Annotated in this window: 17 protein-coding genes and 1 pseudogene; all 18 read left to right on the plus strand. The window is 26.9% G+C overall.

The genetic code is table 11. The features are described 5' to 3' along the window. The coding region (locus Q0F58_RS11100; RefSeq protein ID WP_294376368.1) for a 6-hydroxymethylpterin diphosphokinase MptE-like protein at positions 1–928 on the plus strand (928 nt) is incomplete at its 5' end. Continuing rightward, a complete protein-coding gene (locus tag Q0F58_RS11105; protein WP_294376371.1) occupies positions 929–2,101 on the plus strand; it encodes a LegC family aminotransferase in 1,173 nt (390 codons plus the stop codon). 44 nt (positions 2,102–2,145) lie between these two features. Further along, positions 2,146–3,198 carry a nucleotidyltransferase family protein gene (locus tag Q0F58_RS11110; protein ID WP_294376373.1) on the plus strand — a complete coding sequence of 351 codons (1,053 nt, stop codon included), beginning with the start codon at positions 2,146–2,148 and terminating at the stop codon, positions 3,196–3,198. Positions 3,199–3,210: 12 nt separating this feature from the next. After that, positions 3,211–3,891 carry an acetyltransferase gene (locus Q0F58_RS11115; protein WP_294376377.1) on the plus strand — a complete coding sequence of 227 codons (681 nt, stop codon included), beginning with the start codon at positions 3,211–3,213 and terminating at the stop codon, positions 3,889–3,891. Between the two features lie 3 nt (positions 3,892–3,894). After that, entirely contained in the window at positions 3,895–4,893 is a 999-nt protein-coding gene (neuB, locus tag Q0F58_RS11120) for an N-acetylneuraminate synthase (protein ID WP_294376380.1), read from the plus strand. Then, positions 4,890–6,050, plus strand: coding sequence for a UDP-N-acetylglucosamine 2-epimerase (gene neuC / locus Q0F58_RS11125; RefSeq protein ID WP_294376383.1), 1,161 nt, complete (start codon positions 4,890–4,892; stop codon positions 6,048–6,050). The genes neuB and neuC overlap by 4 nt, the downstream gene beginning before the upstream one ends. A 12-nt stretch (positions 6,051–6,062) precedes the next feature. Next, positions 6,063–6,767: a cytidylyltransferase domain-containing protein gene (locus Q0F58_RS11130; RefSeq protein WP_294376385.1), complete on the plus strand. Its 705-nt coding sequence runs from the start codon at positions 6,063–6,065 to the stop codon at positions 6,765–6,767. A gap of 5 nt (positions 6,768–6,772) precedes the next feature. Further along, positions 6,773–8,701: a glycosyltransferase gene (locus Q0F58_RS11135; protein ID WP_294376388.1), complete on the plus strand. Its 1,929-nt coding sequence runs from the start codon at positions 6,773–6,775 to the stop codon at positions 8,699–8,701. Between the two features lie 56 nt (positions 8,702–8,757). Next, positions 8,758–10,485: a motility associated factor glycosyltransferase family protein gene (locus Q0F58_RS11140; RefSeq protein ID WP_294376391.1), complete on the plus strand. Its 1,728-nt coding sequence runs from the start codon at positions 8,758–8,760 to the stop codon at positions 10,483–10,485. 1 nt (position 10,486) lies between these two features. Then, positions 10,487–11,482 carry a UDP-N-acetylglucosamine 4,6-dehydratase (inverting) gene (gene pseB, locus Q0F58_RS11145; protein WP_294376395.1) on the plus strand — a complete coding sequence of 332 codons (996 nt, stop codon included), beginning with the start codon at positions 10,487–10,489 and terminating at the stop codon, positions 11,480–11,482. 12 nt (positions 11,483–11,494) lie between these two features. After that, entirely contained in the window at positions 11,495–12,676 is a 1,182-nt protein-coding gene (locus Q0F58_RS11150) for an acetyl-CoA carboxylase biotin carboxylase subunit family protein (protein ID WP_294376397.1), read from the plus strand. 60 nt (positions 12,677–12,736) lie between these two features. Then, entirely contained in the window at positions 12,737–13,414 is a 678-nt protein-coding gene (locus Q0F58_RS11155) for a bifunctional 2-polyprenyl-6-hydroxyphenol methylase/3-demethylubiquinol 3-O-methyltransferase UbiG (protein ID WP_294376399.1), read from the plus strand. Positions 13,415–13,430: 16 nt separating this feature from the next. After that, positions 13,431–14,483 carry an N-acetylneuraminate synthase family protein gene (locus Q0F58_RS11160; RefSeq protein ID WP_294376401.1) on the plus strand — a complete coding sequence of 351 codons (1,053 nt, stop codon included), beginning with the start codon at positions 13,431–13,433 and terminating at the stop codon, positions 14,481–14,483. Between the two features lie 16 nt (positions 14,484–14,499). Next, positions 14,500–15,477, plus strand: a complete 978-nt coding sequence (locus tag Q0F58_RS11165; protein WP_294376402.1) for a DUF354 domain-containing protein — start codon at positions 14,500–14,502, stop codon at positions 15,475–15,477. A 467-nt stretch (positions 15,478–15,944) separates the two neighbouring features. Then, positions 15,945–16,913, plus strand: coding sequence for an ATP-grasp domain-containing protein (locus Q0F58_RS11170; protein WP_294376404.1), 969 nt, complete (start codon positions 15,945–15,947; stop codon positions 16,911–16,913). A gap of 10 nt (positions 16,914–16,923) precedes the next feature. Next, a complete protein-coding gene (gene pseI, locus Q0F58_RS11175; protein WP_294376408.1) occupies positions 16,924–17,970 on the plus strand; it encodes a pseudaminic acid synthase in 1,047 nt (348 codons plus the stop codon). Next, a complete protein-coding gene (locus tag Q0F58_RS11180; protein WP_294376411.1) occupies positions 17,970–18,986 on the plus strand; it encodes a sugar ABC transporter permease in 1,017 nt (338 codons plus the stop codon). Before pseI ends, Q0F58_RS11180 begins: the two co-directional genes overlap by 1 nt. A gap of 12 nt (positions 18,987–18,998) precedes the next feature. After that, positions 18,999–19,242, plus strand: a pseudogene (locus Q0F58_RS11185) (hypothetical protein); the annotation flags it as partial.

Here is a 19,242-nt window from a genome sequence, read left to right on the forward strand (position 1 = left end):
AGAAGGATATATTGAAAAAACGAATATACCATTGTTTTTTTATGAAGGAACTAACTGTAAAGTAGTTAAGAAACATAAAGGGATTAAAATTTTATCTAGATATGGTCATTCATATAGCAAATTTGTAGAAGATATTACACAAGCTCCTATTATTAAAGGTGAAGGTGGAGGTTCAGTGGCTCATTATATGACTTTGCAGGCAATATACATGGGATGTAATCCAATAATATTTATAGGACAGGATTTAGCTTATGATGATGAAAAAAAGTATTCTCAGTTAGCTCAAATAAGTAGTGAGATTATAGATAAAACTAGGAAGGATGATGATATATATGTTGAAGGAGTGTCTAAAAAATTAGTTAGATCGGATATATATTTGAATTCTTTTAGAATTGAATTTGAAAAAATAATAAAAAGATTTCCTGATGTAAAATTTATTAATGCAACAGAAGGCGGAGCAAGAATTAAGGGAACATTAGAAATGTCTTTAAAAGATGTAGTGAATAGATATGGTAATAATTTTGAAAAAAACATAGAAGTCGAATATAGTGTTAATATAAAAGAAAATATGTTAAAAAAATTACAGAAGATAAATGGTGAATGTTTTGAGTTATTTAAATTATTAAAAACTATAATAGAAAAGATAGATATTTTTAAGATTGAAAATAATGAAATTTTAAAATTAGAATGCAAAATAGATAAGTATATTAGTAGTTTGGAAATTTTACAAACATTATTTTATCCAGTTTTTTATGAAATTTTAAATAATAAGTATGGTTTATTTGATGATTCAAATAGGGATATAAATTATTTGTTGGAAGAAAAGAAAATCATATATGTAAAAATTAAAGATATATTAGAATATGCATTACCACAAATAAATAAAGCATTAAAAACTATAAATATTAATAATGAAAGAAGTGAGTAGATGAATACAGAATTCATACCTTTGTCAGTTCCAAATTTAAAGGGAAATGAAATTAAATATGTTACTGATGCACTGAAAAAAGAATGGGTATCTACAGCTGGACAATATATAAATTTATTTGAAAATAAAATGGCAAAGTATTTAAATATAGAAAACACTGTAGCATGTCAAAGTGGAACAGCAGCCATTCATCTTTCATTAATACAAAGTGGAATAGAAATAAATGATGAAGTTATTGTTCCAACATTGACTTTTATTGCAGCTGTAAATCCAGTTAGATATTGTTATGCACATCCAATTTTTATGGATTGTGATGATTCATTAACTATTGATGTAAATAAAGTTAGAGAATTTTGTGAAAATAATTGTATATTTGATGGAGAAAAATTAATAAATAAAAATACAAATAGAAGAGTTAAAGCAATTATAGTAGTTCATGTTTTTGGAAATATGGCTGATATGGAAAAAATAATAGAAATAGCAGAAAAATATAATTTAAAAGTTATTGAAGATGCTACAGAAGCTTTAGGTTCATACTTTATAAATGGAAAGAATAAAGGAAAATTTGCAGGTACTATTGGTGACTTTGGCTGTTATTCTTTTAATGGAAATAAGATAATAACAACAGGTGGAGGTGGAATGGTTGTAGCAAAAAAAGCGAAAGATTTGGAAAGAGTAAAATATTTATCCACACAAGCAAAAGATGATACATTGAATTATATACATAATGAAGTAGGATATAATTATCGAATGACTAATGTTCAAGGGGCTTTGGGTGTTGCTCAGCTTGAGCAATTAGAGGAGTTTATAGATATTAAACGAAAAAATTATAATATGTATGTAGAAGAGATTAATCAAATTAATGAAGTTAAGTTAATGAATTTTAATGAAAATATAAGACCAAATTATTGGTTTTATTCATTGGTTTTAGAAAATAAAAAAATTAGAAGAGATGAATTTATAAAAAAATTATCTGAACATAATATTCAAACAAGACCTGTTTGGGGATTAATACATGAACAGAAACCTTATAAAGATTGTGAAAATTATAAAATTGAAAAAGCATATTATTATCATGATAGAATTATTAATTTACCATGTAGTACAAATCTAAAAACAAATGAAGTAAAAAAAGTTATTGATGCCATTAAAAGAATATTAAAATTTGTGTGATTTTATATTTGAATAAATAATACAAAGAGGAGAAATTTTAAAGAATGGAAAATATAGAAGATATATTAATACATAAAGATATAAGCATTAGAGAAGCTATTAAAAAATTAGATTGTACTGCCAAAAAGATACTTCTTGTAGTTGAAAACAAAAGACTAATAGGAACAATAACAGATGGAGATATAAGACGTTGGATTTTAAACAATGGGGATTTTGAAAAAGAAGTATTTAATATTATGAATATGCATCCTAAATATGTAAGTGAGAAAGATTTATGCAATTCAAAAGTGATAATGGAAAATTACTCCATAGAAGCACTTCCAATAGTAAATGAGAATAAAGAATTGATTGATATTATTTTTCTTAATGATAAAATTAATGAAAAAAATAAAATACATAAAAATATTACAAATCCAGTTGTTATTATGGCTGGAGGAAAAGGAACAAGGCTTTATCCTTATACAAAGATATTACCTAAACCTTTGATACCTATTGGAGATGAATCAATAATTGAAAGAATAATTGATAGGTTTAGAAAATTTGGATGTACAAATTTTTATTTTACAGTGAATTACAAAAAAAATATGATAAAGGCATATTTTGATGATATGTCTAAAGATTATGAAATAAATTATATTGAAGAAGAAAAATTTTTAGGTACAGCTGGAAGTCTTTATTTATTAAAAAATAGAATAAATGAAACCTTCTTTGTAAGTAATTGTGATGTTTTAATTGAAGCAGATTATTATGATATACTTAAATATCATAAGGAAAAAAAGAATAAAATCACAATGGTAACATCTCTTAAAAATTATAAGATACCATATGGAGTGATAAAATTAAATAATAATGGACAAGTAGAACAGACAATTGAAAAGCCGGAATATAGTTATTTAATTAATGCTGGATTTTATATATTAGAGCCAGACGTATTAAAAGATATACCAGAAAATAAATTTTTTCACATAACTGATTTAATAAATAAGTATCTAGAAGAAGGAAAAAGAGTTGGAACTTATCCTATAAGAGAAAATGCATGGTTTGATATGGGAGAATTTAAGGAAATGGATAGGATGTTAGAAAATATAGTGAAATAGTGGAGGAAATATATGAAATGGAATGGAATTCCTTTAGTTATTATTGGAACATCAGGAATATCTAAAGAAACCAAAACAATAATTGATGAAATTAATAGATTAAATTATGAGAAAACATATGATTTTTTAGGATTTGTATCTGAAAACGCAGAAAATGTAGGTGAAAAAATAGTAGATGGTAGAGTAGTGTGTTCGGATTATAATTTTGAAGAATATATAAAAAATTTCAATCAAATAGCAGTTGTAATTCCAATTGGGACACCAAAAGTAAAAAGAAAAATATTCTATAAATTAAAAAAATATAAAAATATTGTTTATCCCAATATTATTTCTCCGAGTGCAAAAATTATGGATTATAATAATATTAAATTAGGAATTGGAAATATAATATGTAGTGGATGTATATTAACAACAGAAATAAATATAGGAAACTTCAATTTAATTAATATAAACAGTACAGTAGGACATAATTCTATTATTAAAGATTTTTGTGTTATAAATCCAGTATCGTCAATTTCAGGTGATGTTGTTATAGAAAATGAAGTATTATGTGGTGCTGGATGCACTATTAAGCAGGGATTAAGGATAGGAGAAAAAAGTATAATAGGTCTTGGAGCATTTGTTGTAAAAAATGTTGAGAATAATTCAGTTATGGTATGCAATCAAGCACATGATATGACAAAAGAGGTGTAAAAAGTGAAGAGAGTATTTATAATAGCTGAAGCAGGTGTGAATCACAATGGAAGCTATGAATTAGCCAAAAAGTTAGTAGATGCAGCAGTAGATGCACATGTAGATGCAATTAAATTTCAAACGTTTATAAGTGAAAAGTGTATATGTAAAAACGCAGCAAAAGCATCATATCAAAAAGAAAATACAAATAACAATGAAAACCAGCTCGAAATGGTAAAAAAACTTGAATTATCATTTGATGAATTTACAAAGCTAAAAGAATATTGTGATGCTAAAAAAATATTATTTTTATCAACTCCATTTGATATTGATAGTATTCATTTTTTAAACAGTTTAAATATACCCATATTTAAAATTCCTTCTGGAGAAATAACTAATTATCCTTATTTGAGAGAAGTAGGAAAATTGAAAAAAAAAGTTATATTATCTACAGGAATGAGTAATATGGATGAAATCAGAGAAGCTATAAATGTTTTATCTGAAAATGGGACTGAAGATATTTCGATACTTCATTGTAATACAGAGTATCCTACGCCTATGGAAGATGTGAATTTGAATGCAATGAAGACATTAAGGAAGGAATTCAAAAAAGATATTGGGTATTCAGATCATACACTTGGCATAGAAGTACCTATTGCAGCAGCAGCTATTGGAGCAAAAATCATAGAGAAGCACTTTACATTAGATAGAAATATGGAAGGACCAGATCATAAAGCAAGCTTAGAACCTGACGAATTAAAAAAAATGGTTGATAGTATAAGAAATATAGAAAAGGCAATGGGAAATGGTAAAAAAGTAATTTCTAAATCAGAATCAAAGAATGTTGATATTGCAAGAAAAAGTATAGTGGCAAGGTGTTTTATAAAAAAAGGAGAAAAATTTACAGAAAAAAATTTGACATGCAAAAGGCCTGGGTATGGAATTTCTCCTATGATATGGAACGAAATTATAGGAAAAACTGCTATACATGATTTTTTTGAAGATGAGTTGATTGAAATATGAAGAAAATATGTATAGTAACAGCAACAAGAGCCGAATATGGTTTATTGAAAAATATAATAGTTAAATTAAAAAAAATTAGAGATTTTGAAGTGAATATAGTTGCAACAGGCATGCATTTATCACCTGAATTTGGTTTTACTTATAAAGAAATTGAAAATGATGGCTTTAAAATAGATGAAAAAATAGAAATATTGCTTAGTTCAGATACTCCTGTTTCAATTTCCAAAAGTATGGGGTTAGCTATTATAAGTTTTGCAGAGTATTTTTCTAGAACCAAGCCTGATATGCTTATAGTCTTGGGTGATCGTTATGAAATGTTATCTGTGTGTTGTGCAGCTATGAATGAAAGAATTCCTATAGCACACTTATATGGAGGAGAAACGACTGAGGGTGCTATTGATGAATGTATACGCCATTCAATAACTAAAATGAGTTATTTACATTTTACATCAACAGAAGAATATAGAAATAGAGTTATACAGTTAGGCGAAAATCCAGATAGGGTATTTAATGTGGGATCAATGGGGGTTGAAAATGCATTAAACATCAAATTAATGGATAAAAAATCCTTAGAAGATTCAATAGGATTTAAATTAGACAAAGAATATGCAATAGTAACATTTCATCCTGCGACATTAGAAAAAAATACTGTAAAAGTACAGTTTGAGAGTATATTAAAAGCATGTGATAAATATTCAGATTTAAAATATATATTTACAAAATCCAATTGTGATGAAGGTGGAAGATTAATAAATAACATGATTGATGATTATGTGTTAAACCATAATAACGCGGTATGTTTTGAATCATTAGGAGTGGTAAGATATTTAAGTGCAGTGAAGCATTCATATATGGTTATAGGAAATTCATCAAGTGGTATAGTTGAAGTTCCTGTATTTAAGGTGCCAACAATTAATGTTGGAGACAGGCAAAAAGGAAGAATATGTGGTTCAACAATACTTAATTGCAAAGCGGATTTAAATGATATATGTTTAAACATTGAAAAAGCGATAAGCATTGAATTTAGAAACAATATTAAAAATTCAACTAATTTATATGGAGATGGAAATACATCAGATAAGATTGTGAGTACAATAAAAGAATTTTTAAATAAAAATGATATTGATTTGAAGAAAAAATTTTTTGATTTAATATAGAGGAAGATAGATATGGCAAATGTTGTGGCAATAATACCAGCAAGAAGTGGCTCTAAAGGATTAAAAGATAAAAATATAAAAGAACTGAATGGTAAACCATTGATGGCATATACAATAGAAGCAGCATTAAAAAGTAATGTTTTTAAAGATGTGATAGTTTCTACAGATTCAGAAAAATATAAACAAATAGCAGAAAAATATGGTGCATGGGTTCCGTTTTTAAGGACAGCTGAACTATCCCAAGATTCATCGACAACAAATGATGTTATAGATGATTTAATAATAAGATTGAAAGCTATTGGCAGACAATATGATATATTAATGATACTTCAGCCAACATCTCCTTTAAGAAATGAAAATCATATAAAAGAGGCTCTAAGATTTTTTTATGAGAAAGATGCTAACTGTGTAGTTAGTATGTGTGAATGTGAGCATTCTCCAATATTAACTAAAAAATTAGATGATTCAAAGTCTTTAGATGGATTCTTAAATGATTTAAAAGAAACGAGAAGACAAGAATTTGGAAAATACTATAGACTTAATGGAGCTATCTATATACTAAAAGAAGATTATTTTTTAAAGTATAAAAATTACTATAAAAAAAAGAGTTATGCATTTATAATGGAAAAAAGTAAATCTGTAGATATTGATGATATTAACGACTTTAAGTATGCTGAATTCATTATTCAAAATAATAAAGAGAATTTAGGAGATTAATTTTTATGAGTAATGTAGCTATTTATTTTTCTAAAAATAAAATTTTAGAAAACAATGAAAGTATAAATAGATTTGAAGAAATGAAATTTGAAATTCATTGTTTTGAAAATATAACCTATGAAGATATCAAAAATGTAGACATTGTAGGGATAATAGAAGAAATAAGTAAGGAAAATGAGAAAGTTTATTTAATTAGCAATAATATTGAAATTATAGCAAATTTATTTGAAAAATATAGTTGGAAGTACATGGCTTTTATTTATGATAATAAATTAGAAAAAAATATCGAATATAATTTTAGTAAATCAACTTTGACATACAATTATAATTTTTATTGTTTTAATGAGATTAAAACAAATATAAGTTATAATTTAATTGGAGAAGATATCAATTTTTTATTCAACCAAAGTAAATTAGATAATTTTATAACTTCGGCAGAAGAATTCTTTATTGATGATGATTGGAATAAAAATTATGACCTATTAGAAAATAAAGCAAAATCACTAGAAACACTAATATTATTATTAGAAGATAAAGAAAGTAAAAATATAAGAACATATATAAATTTGAGTTTAAAAAATAAAAATATCTATTATAAAATTTATATTTTAATGTTTATGATAAAAACATTTAAGAGCATAGAAGATGTAAAAAAAATATTAAAATTAATATCTATAGATAAAGAAACATTATCTATAGATACAAAATATTTTTTATTATATCAAATAAAAAACACTATTTTTGCAAACGTAATCGAAAAAGATAAAGAGGTTAAAAATTTAATACATTGTATATATGATGAAGTATACAAAGATTATTATAAAAATACAATTGAATATGATTTTATAAATAAAAAAGAAAGAAATGAGAAATTAATTTTTGTTTTTATAAGTCAGTTTTTGGATTTAAATAATGGACCAACAAAAACAGTATTAGATAGAATATATGTGCTAGCAAAAAAATTAGGGAAAAAGATAGTCCTTATAAATTCTAGAGAGTGTTTGAGTATTAAAGGAGCTATTCCAATATACAAAATAGATCAAGCTAATGTTATAGAAAAATATAAAGATTATAAGAGTATAATTTATAAAGATATAGAAATTCCATTTTATCAAACACCATATATTACACCCGATATAGAAGAGTATAATAATATTTTAAAGATGGTTAACCAATATAGACCGTATATGGTATTTGGTATAGGGGAAATAGTTTTAGCATGTGATTTATGTTCAAAAATAGTACCTACAATTGCTGTACCATTAGGAAATGATATTCCTGAAAGTTTTACAACATTTAAAGCAACATATTCTAACAGCATAAAATATGAAGATAAATCTATAATAAATAGTAAATTTACTTTTGATTTTAAAAAACAAATTAATACATATACTCGAAAGGAATTTAATATACCAGAAAATAAGTTTATAATAGGGATTGTTGGTGGAAGACTTGACCAAGAAATAAATGAAGAATTCTTGAATATATTAGATTGTTTGTGTAATAAAGGCTTATTTATTTTATTTATTGGAGGTTATAATCTAAAAAATAAGAAGTTAAAGAAATATAATAATCTATTGAAAAATTCATTAAATTTAGGTTATCAAAAAGATGTTTTAGGAATATTAGAATTAATTGATATATATTTAAATCCTAAAAGACTTGGAGGAGGAACATCTGGTTTAGAAGCTTTGTATAAAGAAAAGCCTGTAGTGTCATTAAATTATGGTGATGTTGCAGCTGTTATAGGAAAAGAATTTTGTGTGAATAGCTTTTATGATATGAAAAAATTAGTGTTGAAATACAAAAATGATAAAGAATTTTATGGTGTTATGGGTAAGAAAGGATTATGCGTTGCAAAAGATTTGATGGATACAGAAAAATATTTTGTACAATTATATAATGATATAATAGGAAGTGACCTTTTTGTGTAGGTTAGTAATTAAAGAGATTTTATATTAAGTCGAAAATATAATGAGGTGAATTTAAATTGAATTCTGGAACATTGAGGATTGAAAAAAGCAAGGACAATTATGACCTAGCAAAAATAAATATAAATGAGAAGTGGGTATATATTGGTAGTAAATATAACATGAAAAATGAGATTGATAAATTTATTACACAAATAAAAAAGGATGATTTATTAATTATATTTGGCTTTGGAGCAGGAGAACATATAAAAACTCTTAGAAAAAAATTTATAGATTTAGATATAATAATTTTTGAACCTAATAAGGATATAAAAAAATATGCAGAAGATTTAGAATGGATCAAAAAAGATAAAAGAATATGGATAGAATATTATACTAAAGATAGTATAAATGAAAAATTAAATTTTATGGATGAATTCAATATTACTCGATTGAAAATATTACCATTTTCTAATTATGCAAAATTATATAATAAAGAGTTTTTGGAATTTATGGAAATGATAAAATTTAAATTATATGATTGTATTAGTGATAGAAATACTAAATTTGGTTTTAAGGAGATTTGGTTCAATACAACAATTAAAAATATAGTATATATGGCTAAGTCTGTAATAATAGATGAGTATGAAAATGTATATAAAGACAAGCCAGCAATAATTGTTTCAGCGGGACCATCTTTAGATAAGAATATTGATAAATTAAAAGGAATTGAAAATAATTTCTTTATAATAACAGGAGGAAGACCATTAAAAGGTCTTATTGATAAAAAAATTAATCCAGGTCTTTTAGTTGCTTTAGATCCTCAGGAGGTTAATTATAATCTTGTTAAGGGATATATAGAAAATACCAATATACCACTGTTATTTTTTAATAGTACTAATGAAAAAATTGTAGAAAATCATAACGGATATAAGATTTTTTCAGTAGTAACTGAAGAGATAAATGATTTTTTGAATAGGGAATATAAAACATTACAAGTGTATGGATCTGTAGCTCACAGTATGGTTTCAGCAGCTATATTACTTGGGTGTAATCCAATAATTTTTGTGGGACAAGACTTTGCTTATACAAATGAAAGTGCGCATTCTGAATATTTAGACACAAAGCATAATAGTGCTAAATTTGATGAAGTAAAAAGTGATTTAGATATTTGGGTTGAAAGTGTTGATAATAGAAAAGTTAGAACAAGTGTAATACTTAATTCATATAGACTTGGAATGGAGAAAATCATTGCTGGCAATCCTAAAATTAAATTTATAAATGCAACTGAAGGTGGAGCAAGAATAATTGGAACAGAGGAAATGAAATTAAGTGAAGTTATTAAAAAATATGGAAATAAGAAAATAGAACCATTTAAAGAGAAGAAACCCGACAGAATTATTTGTAAAAAAATAACAGATGGAATAGATAAAATGTATGATAATTTAATGAAAGTAGAAAAAAAGTGTAAAAAGGGAATAGAGTATACATATGAGTTGGAAAATTTATTAAAATATAATAAAACATCTAAGATAAATGAATTGTTAGATGAATTAGATAAAATTGATTGCTTTATAAAAGAAAAAATGAGCAGCTTTTTAATAATTCAATCATTACTTTATTCTGTTGTATATGAAATTTTAACTAATAAAAACATGGAACAAGAAAAGAATAAAGAAGAAAAATTATATGAAATAGTAAGGCAAAGTAGAAAATTATATGAAAGCATAAAAGATGTAATAGAAGAAAAATCAGATGACTTTTTAAATGCTAAAAAAGAATTAAAAAATATTGAGGAGGTTCAGTAATATGTTAGAAGGAAAAAATGTTCTAATAACTGGGGGAACTGGATCGTTTGGAAAAAAATTCACTGAACGTATATTAAAAGAATATAACCCTAAAAAGATAGTGATTTATTCGAGAGATGAATTTAAGCAGGATTTAATGGCAAAGGAATTTAAAATAAAATATCCAGAAAAATTTGATAAATTGAGATTTTTTATAGGAGATGTAAGAGATAGAGAAAGATTATATAGAGCATTTAAAAATATAGATTATGTCATTCATGCAGCAGCAATGAAACAAGTTCCAGCATGTGAATACAATCCTTTTGAAGCTATAAAAACCAATATACATGGAGCACAAAATATAGTTGATGCATCAATAGATTGTGGTGTTAAAAAGGTTGTAGCTTTATCTACAGATAAAGCTGTAAATCCAATTAATTTATATGGTGGAACTAAACTTGTTTCAGACAAATTGTTTATAGCAGGAAATGCATACTCAGGAGGTAAAGGAACTATTTTTTCTGTAGTTAGATATGGAAATGTTGCAGGGAGCAGAGGCTCTGTAATTCCTTTTTTTAAATCGTTGATAGAAAAAGGAATTAAAACTTTACCAATAACAGATTATAGGATGACAAGATTTTGGATTACTTTGGATGAAGGGGTAGATTTAGTATTCAAGGCATTAAAGGAATCCAAAGGAGGAGAAACCTACATATCTAAGATACCTTCTTTTAAAATTACTGATTTAGCAAAAGCTATGTTGCCTGATGGAGATATAAAGGAAATAGGAATAAGAGAGGGAGAAAAATTACATGAAGTAATGGTTACTAAAGATGATTCAAGAATGACTTATGAATATGAAAAACATTATATAGTTTATCCTCATTTTGATTGGTGGAATTCTTATGAATTTATGACTCCAGGTGGAAAATTGGTTGAAGAAGGATTTGAATATAATTCAGGAACTAACAGTGAATGGCTAAGTGTGAAGCAGTTACAAAATTTATTAGAGAATTAAGTGAGGTCAAAGATGGAATATGTAATATCAATTGGAGCTAGTGATGAACATATTGAAAGTATAAATATTGCAAAAAAAATGGGATACAAAGTAATTGCTGTAGATGGAAATAAATATTCAGAAGGTTTTAAGTATTCGGATATATCTATTAATGTAGACATAAAAAATGAAGAAGAAATAATAAAAATAGCCCAAGCATATGATGTTAAAGCTGTATTGCCAGCACCTATAGGAAAATTGTTAACTACAGTTGGAGCTGTAAATGATGCTTTAAAATTAACTGGAATCAGTAAAGAAGCTGCATTAAATTGTGTAGATAAGGTGAGATTTAATAGATGTTTGTCAAAAATAAATATTCCATGTGCTAGGCAGTTAACAGCAGAAAGCAAAGATGAAATAATTGATTCAGTAAAAAAAATAGGACTTCCATGTATATTGAAGCCAAGATTTGGATCTGGAAGCAATGGAATAATTGTTATTGAAAGACCAGAGGAAATATTAGATTGCATAAATAAGCATTATAATGAACGAGGTAATGATGTTACATTAGTAGAAGAATTACTTCCTGGTAAGGAATATGGTGTAGATGGCGTTATTAAGGGTGGAAAAGTTGATATAGTTTTGGTTAGAGAGAAAGTAATGACGGCTTTGCCATATAGACAGGAAACAGAATATATATGCCCAGCAGATATTGATTTGGAATTAGAATTTAAAATTCGAAAGATAATTGAAAATGTATGTAAAGCAACCAATATAAATAATTGCTTAATAAATGCTGATATACTTATTGACAATAATGTGGTTTATATTATTGAAATGGCAGGAAGACCAGCCGGATATTTTATATCTAGAAAAATAATACCAGAGGTTACAGGAGTTAATTTTTTATTTGAAGGTATAAATATGGCAATTAATAAAGAGTGCGACTTTAGGGTTAAGCAAAAAAATATTTTAATAGTAGATTTTTTAGATTATGTGAAAGGTAAAATATTAGAGTTTCCAACTAATGAACAGTTAGAAAAATTAGAATTCATTCATGAAAGTAATCTGCATTTTAAGTGTGGAGATGTTGTGAAAAGAATAACTTGTGGAAAAGACATATATAATAGAGGATATGTAATAATAAAAGTAAATAATTATAATGATATTGGTTATATAAAACAAAAAATAAAAAAAATGATAAAAGTAGACTAAATAAAGATTTATTAGAATTGGATAAAAAATAAATAGAAAATATTAAGAGGATAATATGGTATGAATAATTATAAATTAGAGACAAAAAAATTTTGGAAAAATGAGATAAAAAAGCATGTAATGCTATATCCGGATGAAAGAGTTGTTGCATTTATATCTAAGTATTATAAAGAACAAGATAATTCAAATAAGAATGCATTAGATTTGGGATTTGGATCTGGAAGGAATTTAATACCATTATTAGATAATGGATTTAATTCATATGGAATAGACTATAATGAAGAATGTTGTAAGATTGCTAAAAAAATATTAAAAAATCGAAATAATTTAAAGGAGTTATATAATAATGATATAAGAGACATTAACTTTGAAGAAGGATTTTTTGATGTAGTAATAAATAATGGCATATCTGTGTTAGTTACAAATGATGAATTTATTGAAAACTTAAAAAATATACATAAAATAATGAAAAAAGGTGGAAAAATGTTTGTGAATTTCCGAACAAAAGATGATTTTTTATTTGGAAAAGGTGAAAAATTAGATGAATATTCATTTAAACTTGATGAAAGAGCAAAAGAATATAGTGGAGGTTTGTATTCTTTTTATAGTTATGAAGAAGCTGAAAGATTAATTGTAAGTACAGGATTTAAGGTGCTTAATTGTGAAAGAAAAGAATTATGGAAAAATGGATTAGAGGACAAAAATAAGTGGTGGATTTTTAGTGTTGAATGTATATAACTAAATGGAGGAATAAATGAAGGAAATAGAGATTTCTAACAAGGTATTGGGAAAAGAAAAACCTACTTTTATTGTAGCAGAAATAGGAGCTAATCAAAATAATAATGTTGAAGATATAAAAAAAATAGTGAAAGTAGCAAAGGAATGTGGAGTGGATGCAGTAAAATTTCAAACATATACATCTGAGGAACTTTTAGCTGATAAAGAAAGAGTTATAACTTGGGGAAAAAAAGGAAAAGAAAAAACACAAACAATTGCTGATATGTTTGATGAAATAAAGTTTGATAGAGATAAACATAGAGAGGTATTTGAATATGCTAAAAGTTTAGGGCTGATAGTTTTTTCTACACCATTTAGCGTTGATGGGGTGAGATTTTTAAATAGTTTGAATGTACCATGTTTTAAAGTTGCATCGTCAGATGTAAATTACGTTGATATGTTAATTGAAATTGCAAAGACAAACAAACCTGTAATACTATCATTGGGAAAATGCTCTTTGTCTGAAGCTGATAAAGCTATTTCTTTGTTACAAGAGAATGGATGCGAAAATTTAATATTAATGCATTGTGTTGCACAATATCCATCGCCAATGAATGAGATGAATTTAAAAATCATAGAAAGTTTAAAAATCATGTATCCTGAATGTATAATAGGATTTTCTGATCATTCAGTTGGAATAACAGCTGCAATAGGAGCAGTTGCGTTAGGAGCACGTGTAATAGAAAAGCATTTTACTTTAGATAAAAATTTAGAAGGACCAGATCATTGGTTTAGCATGAATCCAATAGAAATGAAAGAAATGGTTACTGAGATAAGAAATTTAGAAATGGCAATGGGAAGTTCAAGAAAACGAGTTTTACCTTGTGAAAAAAAGGAAAAAGAAGTATCTACACGTTCGTTAGTTATTAATAAAGATATAAAAAATGGAGAGCAGGTAAGAAAAGAAGACTTAGATATGTTGAGGCCTGGATGGGGAATAAGTCCATTTGATAAAGATAAGGTTGTAGGATTAAAAGTTACAAAAGATTTGAATAAGGGAACAGTATTAACATGGGATTGTTTTAAATAAAAGTTAGGGAGAAAATATGATTATTATTCATGCGGCAGGAAATGAACAAATTGGAATTGGAAATTTAATTCGCAGTTATTCATTAGCATTGGAGTTGAAAAAAAATCACTATGAATTGATAATAATATTTGAATGTGATAAGAAAATTAGTGATTTTGTCAATAAAGAAAAACTTGAAATAATAAATTTTACAGAAAGAAAGAAGACTATTAATTTTCTTAAAAAATTAAAATTAATAGATGAAAAGAATATATATATATCAGATATTCTTGATGCAGATGCGATATTTGAAAATCTTATTAGAAGGATAGGTTTTTTTCCAATAATTCATTTGAATGATTCAGGATTAAATAATTTTAAACCTGATGTATTAATTGATGGAGATATATTTTTTAAAAAATGGAATTTAAAAGATGTTCAAATATTACAATCACCTAAATATCATATAGTAAAAAATGATATTGTTAAGAATAGACCACAAAATAGTTGGAATAAATCATGTGCGCAAAATATATTAGTTTGTTTTGGAGGAACAGATCCAGCAAGATACACAGAAATGTTGATAAATGAATTGAAAAATGAAAAATGTAATTTGAATTTTAATATTATATTAGGACCAGGTTTTTCAGAAAAAAGAATTGAAAAAATAATGAGAAACCATATTGATAATGTAGTTTTTTATAAAAATGTTAATGATATTTATAAATTTATTTTGAATAGTGATATTGTACTTTCATTAGGTGGTGGTATTGCGTATGAGTCTATGTGTTTGGGAATTCCAACTGCAGCAATTCCGTGGGGAAATATGAGATTTTACGTAGAGAATATGGATGATATGGGAGTATTAAAAAAAATATCTAAATGTAATATTATCGAAGAATTGAGAAAATTAAGCTGTGATATTCATCAGATGAAAAAAATAGCATTTAATGGATGGAAGCTGGTAGATGGAAAAGCAAGTAAAAGAATAGTAGATTATATAAAAAGTATTTAGAAGGAAAAATAGTATGTATAATTCAATTACATACTACATTAAAACGTTCATTCAATAAAATATTTAATGATTTATGTGATAAACTAATGCGTCATTATGTTGTTGAGAGAGTTGCAAAGTCAAAAAATGGTTGAAATTATTATAGCAACAACTGTTTAAAAAGAAGATGATGTGGGCGAAGAATTTTGTCGTGAAAATAATATTAAATATTTTAGAGAATCAAATAGTAATGTGTTAGATAAATATTATAAATAAGCTATAAAGTTTGAAGAAAATATTATAATTAGAGTAACTAAGTGAAGGTCCACTTATTAGTTATGGAGGCCATGAATGCAGAATAAGGTTAGAGAATGAATAATTTTATTGAATTAAAAAAGAGAGTATATCATAGTTTTATTCCATATATAAAAAGTTGTTGTATGATGTGTTAAATCTGTTCTAAATTAAAGAAAAAAGGATAAATTTATATGAATAGTTTGATGATTTTAGATAGTGGGTCGAGAGTTCCTTTAATTAATAATTTTATAAAAGAATCTAAAAAATATGATAAACAGGTTAAAGTGATTGCAGCTGATTGTGATTTGACAGCAGCAGCATTATATGTTGCAAATGAAAAAGTGATTCTTCCAAAAACAAATGAGAAGACTTATATAAAAGAATTAGTAAATGAATGCAAAAAAAGAAATGTAAAAATGATAATTCCATTATTTGAAGATGATCTTTTGCAAGTATCTAAAAATAAGAATATATTAGAAAAAGAAGGTATAAAGTGTTTGGTGTCAGACTATAAAACAATAGCTTTATGTCAAGATAAAAAGAAAATGAATGAATATTTAAAGCAACAGGATTATCCGAATATTGAGACAGTACAAAGTATTAATGATTTTAAGAAATATATAAATAGATTTCCTGTTATTTTAAAAAGAAAAAATGGAGCTGGAAGTATTGGAAAGCATATAGTAGAAACAGAAGAAGAATTAATAAAATATTTTAATTTATATGAAGATTACATAATTCAGCCTGTAATTAAAGGAAAAGAAATAGGAGTAGATGTATATGTTGATATGATATCTCATAAAGTTACTTCAATTTTTGCAAAAGAAAAAATATTAATGAAAAATGGAGAAACAAATAAAAGTATATCAATTAAAGATTATAAATTATTTAAATTTATAAAAGAATTTGTTGAAAAATTAAATTTTGTTGGACCAATTGATATTGACTTATTTGAATATAATAATGAATACTTTATTTTTGATGTAAATCCTAGGTTTGGCGGAGGATATCTTCATGCACATGAATGTAATGTTAAATTTACAAATATGATATTAAATAATTTTTTGGGGATTGAAAATAAAGAAAATATTGGTGAGTATGATTCTGGTATAATGATGATGAAATATTCAGATGTAAAAATTATAGATACAAAAAAGTAGGAGAATAATAATGATTGATATAAATGGGTTTGAAATAAACAAAGGAAGAACATTTATTATTGCAGAAATGTCAGCAAATCATTTGCAAAATTTTAATAAGGCAATGCAGATTATTGAGGCAGCAGCAGATGCTGGTGCGGATGCGATTAAATTACAGACGTATAGACCAGATACCATTACAATGGACTGCAAAGGAAAAGAATTTATGGCAACGCCAGGGAGTCCATGGGAAGGTATGAATCTTTATGAATTATATGAAAAAGCATATACTCCTTGGGAATGGCACAAAGAATTAATGGATCATGCAAGACAAAAAGGTTTGATTTGTTTTTCAGCACCATTTGATTTATCAGCTGTTGATTTTTTAGAGGAATTAAAAGTCCCAGCTTATAAAATAGCATCGTATGAAATAGAAGATATACCTCTTATAAAAAAAGTTGCAAGTACAGGCAAACCAATAATATTATCAACTGGAATAGCAACTATTGAAGATATTAATTGTGCAATAGAAACTTGTATCAAAACTGGAAATAGAAATATAATTTTATTAAAATGTTTGTCAGCATATCCAGCTCCATATAATGAGATGAATTTGAAGACAATTCCTAATATGAAAGAAACATTTGGAGTAGAAGTTGGAGTTTCAGATCATACATTAGGTGATGAGGTAGCTATAGCAAGTGTAGCAATAGGTGCAACAGTTATTGAAAAGCATTTAACTTTATCACGTAAAGATGGTGGACCTGATTCTTCTTTTTCTATGGAACCGAAAGAATTTAAGCATATGGTAAATTCAATTAGGAATATAGAAAAAGCTATGGGAAAGGTATCTTATCAATTGACTGAAAAGCAAATATTAAGCAAAGAAAGAGGTCGTTCTTTGTATGTAGTGGAAGATATAAAAGAAGGTGAATTTTTTACAGATAAAAATATAAAATCTATACGACCTGGTTTTGGAATAAAGCCTAAGTATTATGAGAAAATATTAGGAAAATATGCAAAATGTAATATAAAAAGAGGGACAGCATTAAAATGGAGTATGATAGGAGAGGTATAATGAACAGTGATATTTTTTTGAAAAACAGAGAGTATTGGAAAGATGAAATAATTAGAGGAAATTTGATATGGCCAGATACAAGTATTATAAAGTTTGTTAATAGAAATTTTAAAAAGGAATTAAGAGGGTATCTTGTCAACTGGGAGCTTTACCTCATGCTGATAATTCCCCTTGTGCTGCTTTTCGTATTTTGCTATTATCCCATGCTTGGGTTGCAGATTGCATTTAAAAGATATAATGCCTCCGGCGGTATATGGGGAAGTAAGTGGGTAGGACTGGATCAGTTTGCAAAGATGTTCAATACGCCGAAGTTCACAATGGTTTTTTGGAATACCGTAAAAATTTCGGTTTATCAGATACTTCTCGAATCGCCGGTAACGGTTTTGTTTGCATTAATCCTGAATGTTGTCAGAAATAAAGCGTACAAGAAAACAGTACAGATGATAACGTATATGCCGCATTTTATCTCGACGGTAATAATGGTCGGAATTTTGTCGCAGATATTAAATCCGAGAGTGGGACTTTACGGACAGTTCTGCAATATGATAGGGATTGAGAGTGTAGATATATGGTCAAAGCCGGAGGCTTTTGCGCATATATATGTGCTGTCGGCAATCTGGCAGAATATAGGCTGGAACTCGATTATTTATCTTGCGGCATTGTCGAGCGTAGACCCGTCGCTGTACGAAGCGGCGTCGGTAGACGGAGCAAGCAGACTGAGACAGATAATAAATATTGATTTCCCCTCAATACTTCCCACCTTTGTAATATTGTTTATTATGCGTATAGGAAGCATGATGACAATCGGATACGAAAAGGTTTTGCTTATGCAAAATTCTCTAAATCTGAGCGCAAGCGAAATCATAAGTACATATTCATATAAGGTTGCATTGCAGACAGGAAGCGATTATTCATACGGTGCAGCGGTAGGACTTTTTAACTCTGCCATAAACCTGGTTCTGATTGTCGCGGCAAACGCATTGTCGAAAAGAGTAACCGAAACAAGTCTTTGGTAGGAGGTAAAAGCAATGGGAAATTTAATACGTACATTCCGCCGAAGCTCACTCAGCGACAAAATATTTTATACAATTGTGGATATACTGATGCTTGCCGCACTTATGATGGTTGTTATACCGATAATGAATGTAATATCAAATTCAATTTCGGAGCCGTCGGCTGTTTTGCAGGGAAAGGTCTCGATTTTCCCCAAGGGACTGAGCTTTGACGGATATAAGGCGGTTTTTGCGGATAATAAGATAATTTCGGGTTATG

It is taken from the genome of uncultured Clostridium sp. (genome assembly GCF_934754915.1).
GTDB lineage: Bacteria > Bacillota > Clostridia > Clostridiales > Clostridiaceae > Clostridium.

What these genes read in the sequence shown, in the direction of transcription:
- Q0F58_RS11105 (WP_294376371.1), top strand. Translation starts at nt 929, where the DNA reads ATGAATACAGAATTCATACCTTTGTCAGTTCCAAATTTAAAGGGAAAT.
- Q0F58_RS11110 (WP_294376373.1), top strand. Translation starts at nt 2,146, where the DNA reads ATGGAAAATATAGAAGATATATTAATACATAAAGATATAAGCATTAGA.
- Q0F58_RS11115 (WP_294376377.1), top strand. Translation starts at nt 3,211, where the DNA reads ATGAAATGGAATGGAATTCCTTTAGTTATTATTGGAACATCAGGAATA.
- neuC (WP_294376383.1), top strand. Translation starts at nt 4,890, where the DNA reads ATGAAGAAAATATGTATAGTAACAGCAACAAGAGCCGAATATGGTTTA.
- Q0F58_RS11130 (WP_294376385.1), top strand. Translation starts at nt 6,063, where the DNA reads ATGGCAAATGTTGTGGCAATAATACCAGCAAGAAGTGGCTCTAAAGGA.
- Q0F58_RS11135 (WP_294376388.1), top strand. Translation starts at nt 6,773, where the DNA reads ATGAGTAATGTAGCTATTTATTTTTCTAAAAATAAAATTTTAGAAAAC.
- pseB (WP_294376395.1), top strand. Translation starts at nt 10,487, where the DNA reads ATGTTAGAAGGAAAAAATGTTCTAATAACTGGGGGAACTGGATCGTTT.
- Q0F58_RS11150 (WP_294376397.1), top strand. Translation starts at nt 11,495, where the DNA reads ATGGAATATGTAATATCAATTGGAGCTAGTGATGAACATATTGAAAGT.
- Q0F58_RS11155 (WP_294376399.1), top strand. Translation starts at nt 12,737, where the DNA reads ATGAATAATTATAAATTAGAGACAAAAAAATTTTGGAAAAATGAGATA.
- Q0F58_RS11160 (WP_294376401.1), top strand. Translation starts at nt 13,431, where the DNA reads ATGAAGGAAATAGAGATTTCTAACAAGGTATTGGGAAAAGAAAAACCT.
- Q0F58_RS11165 (WP_294376402.1), top strand. Translation starts at nt 14,500, where the DNA reads ATGATTATTATTCATGCGGCAGGAAATGAACAAATTGGAATTGGAAAT.
- Q0F58_RS11170 (WP_294376404.1), top strand. Translation starts at nt 15,945, where the DNA reads ATGAATAGTTTGATGATTTTAGATAGTGGGTCGAGAGTTCCTTTAATT.
- pseI (WP_294376408.1), top strand. Translation starts at nt 16,924, where the DNA reads ATGATTGATATAAATGGGTTTGAAATAAACAAAGGAAGAACATTTATT.
- Q0F58_RS11180 (WP_294376411.1), top strand. Translation starts at nt 17,970, where the DNA reads ATGAACAGTGATATTTTTTTGAAAAACAGAGAGTATTGGAAAGATGAA.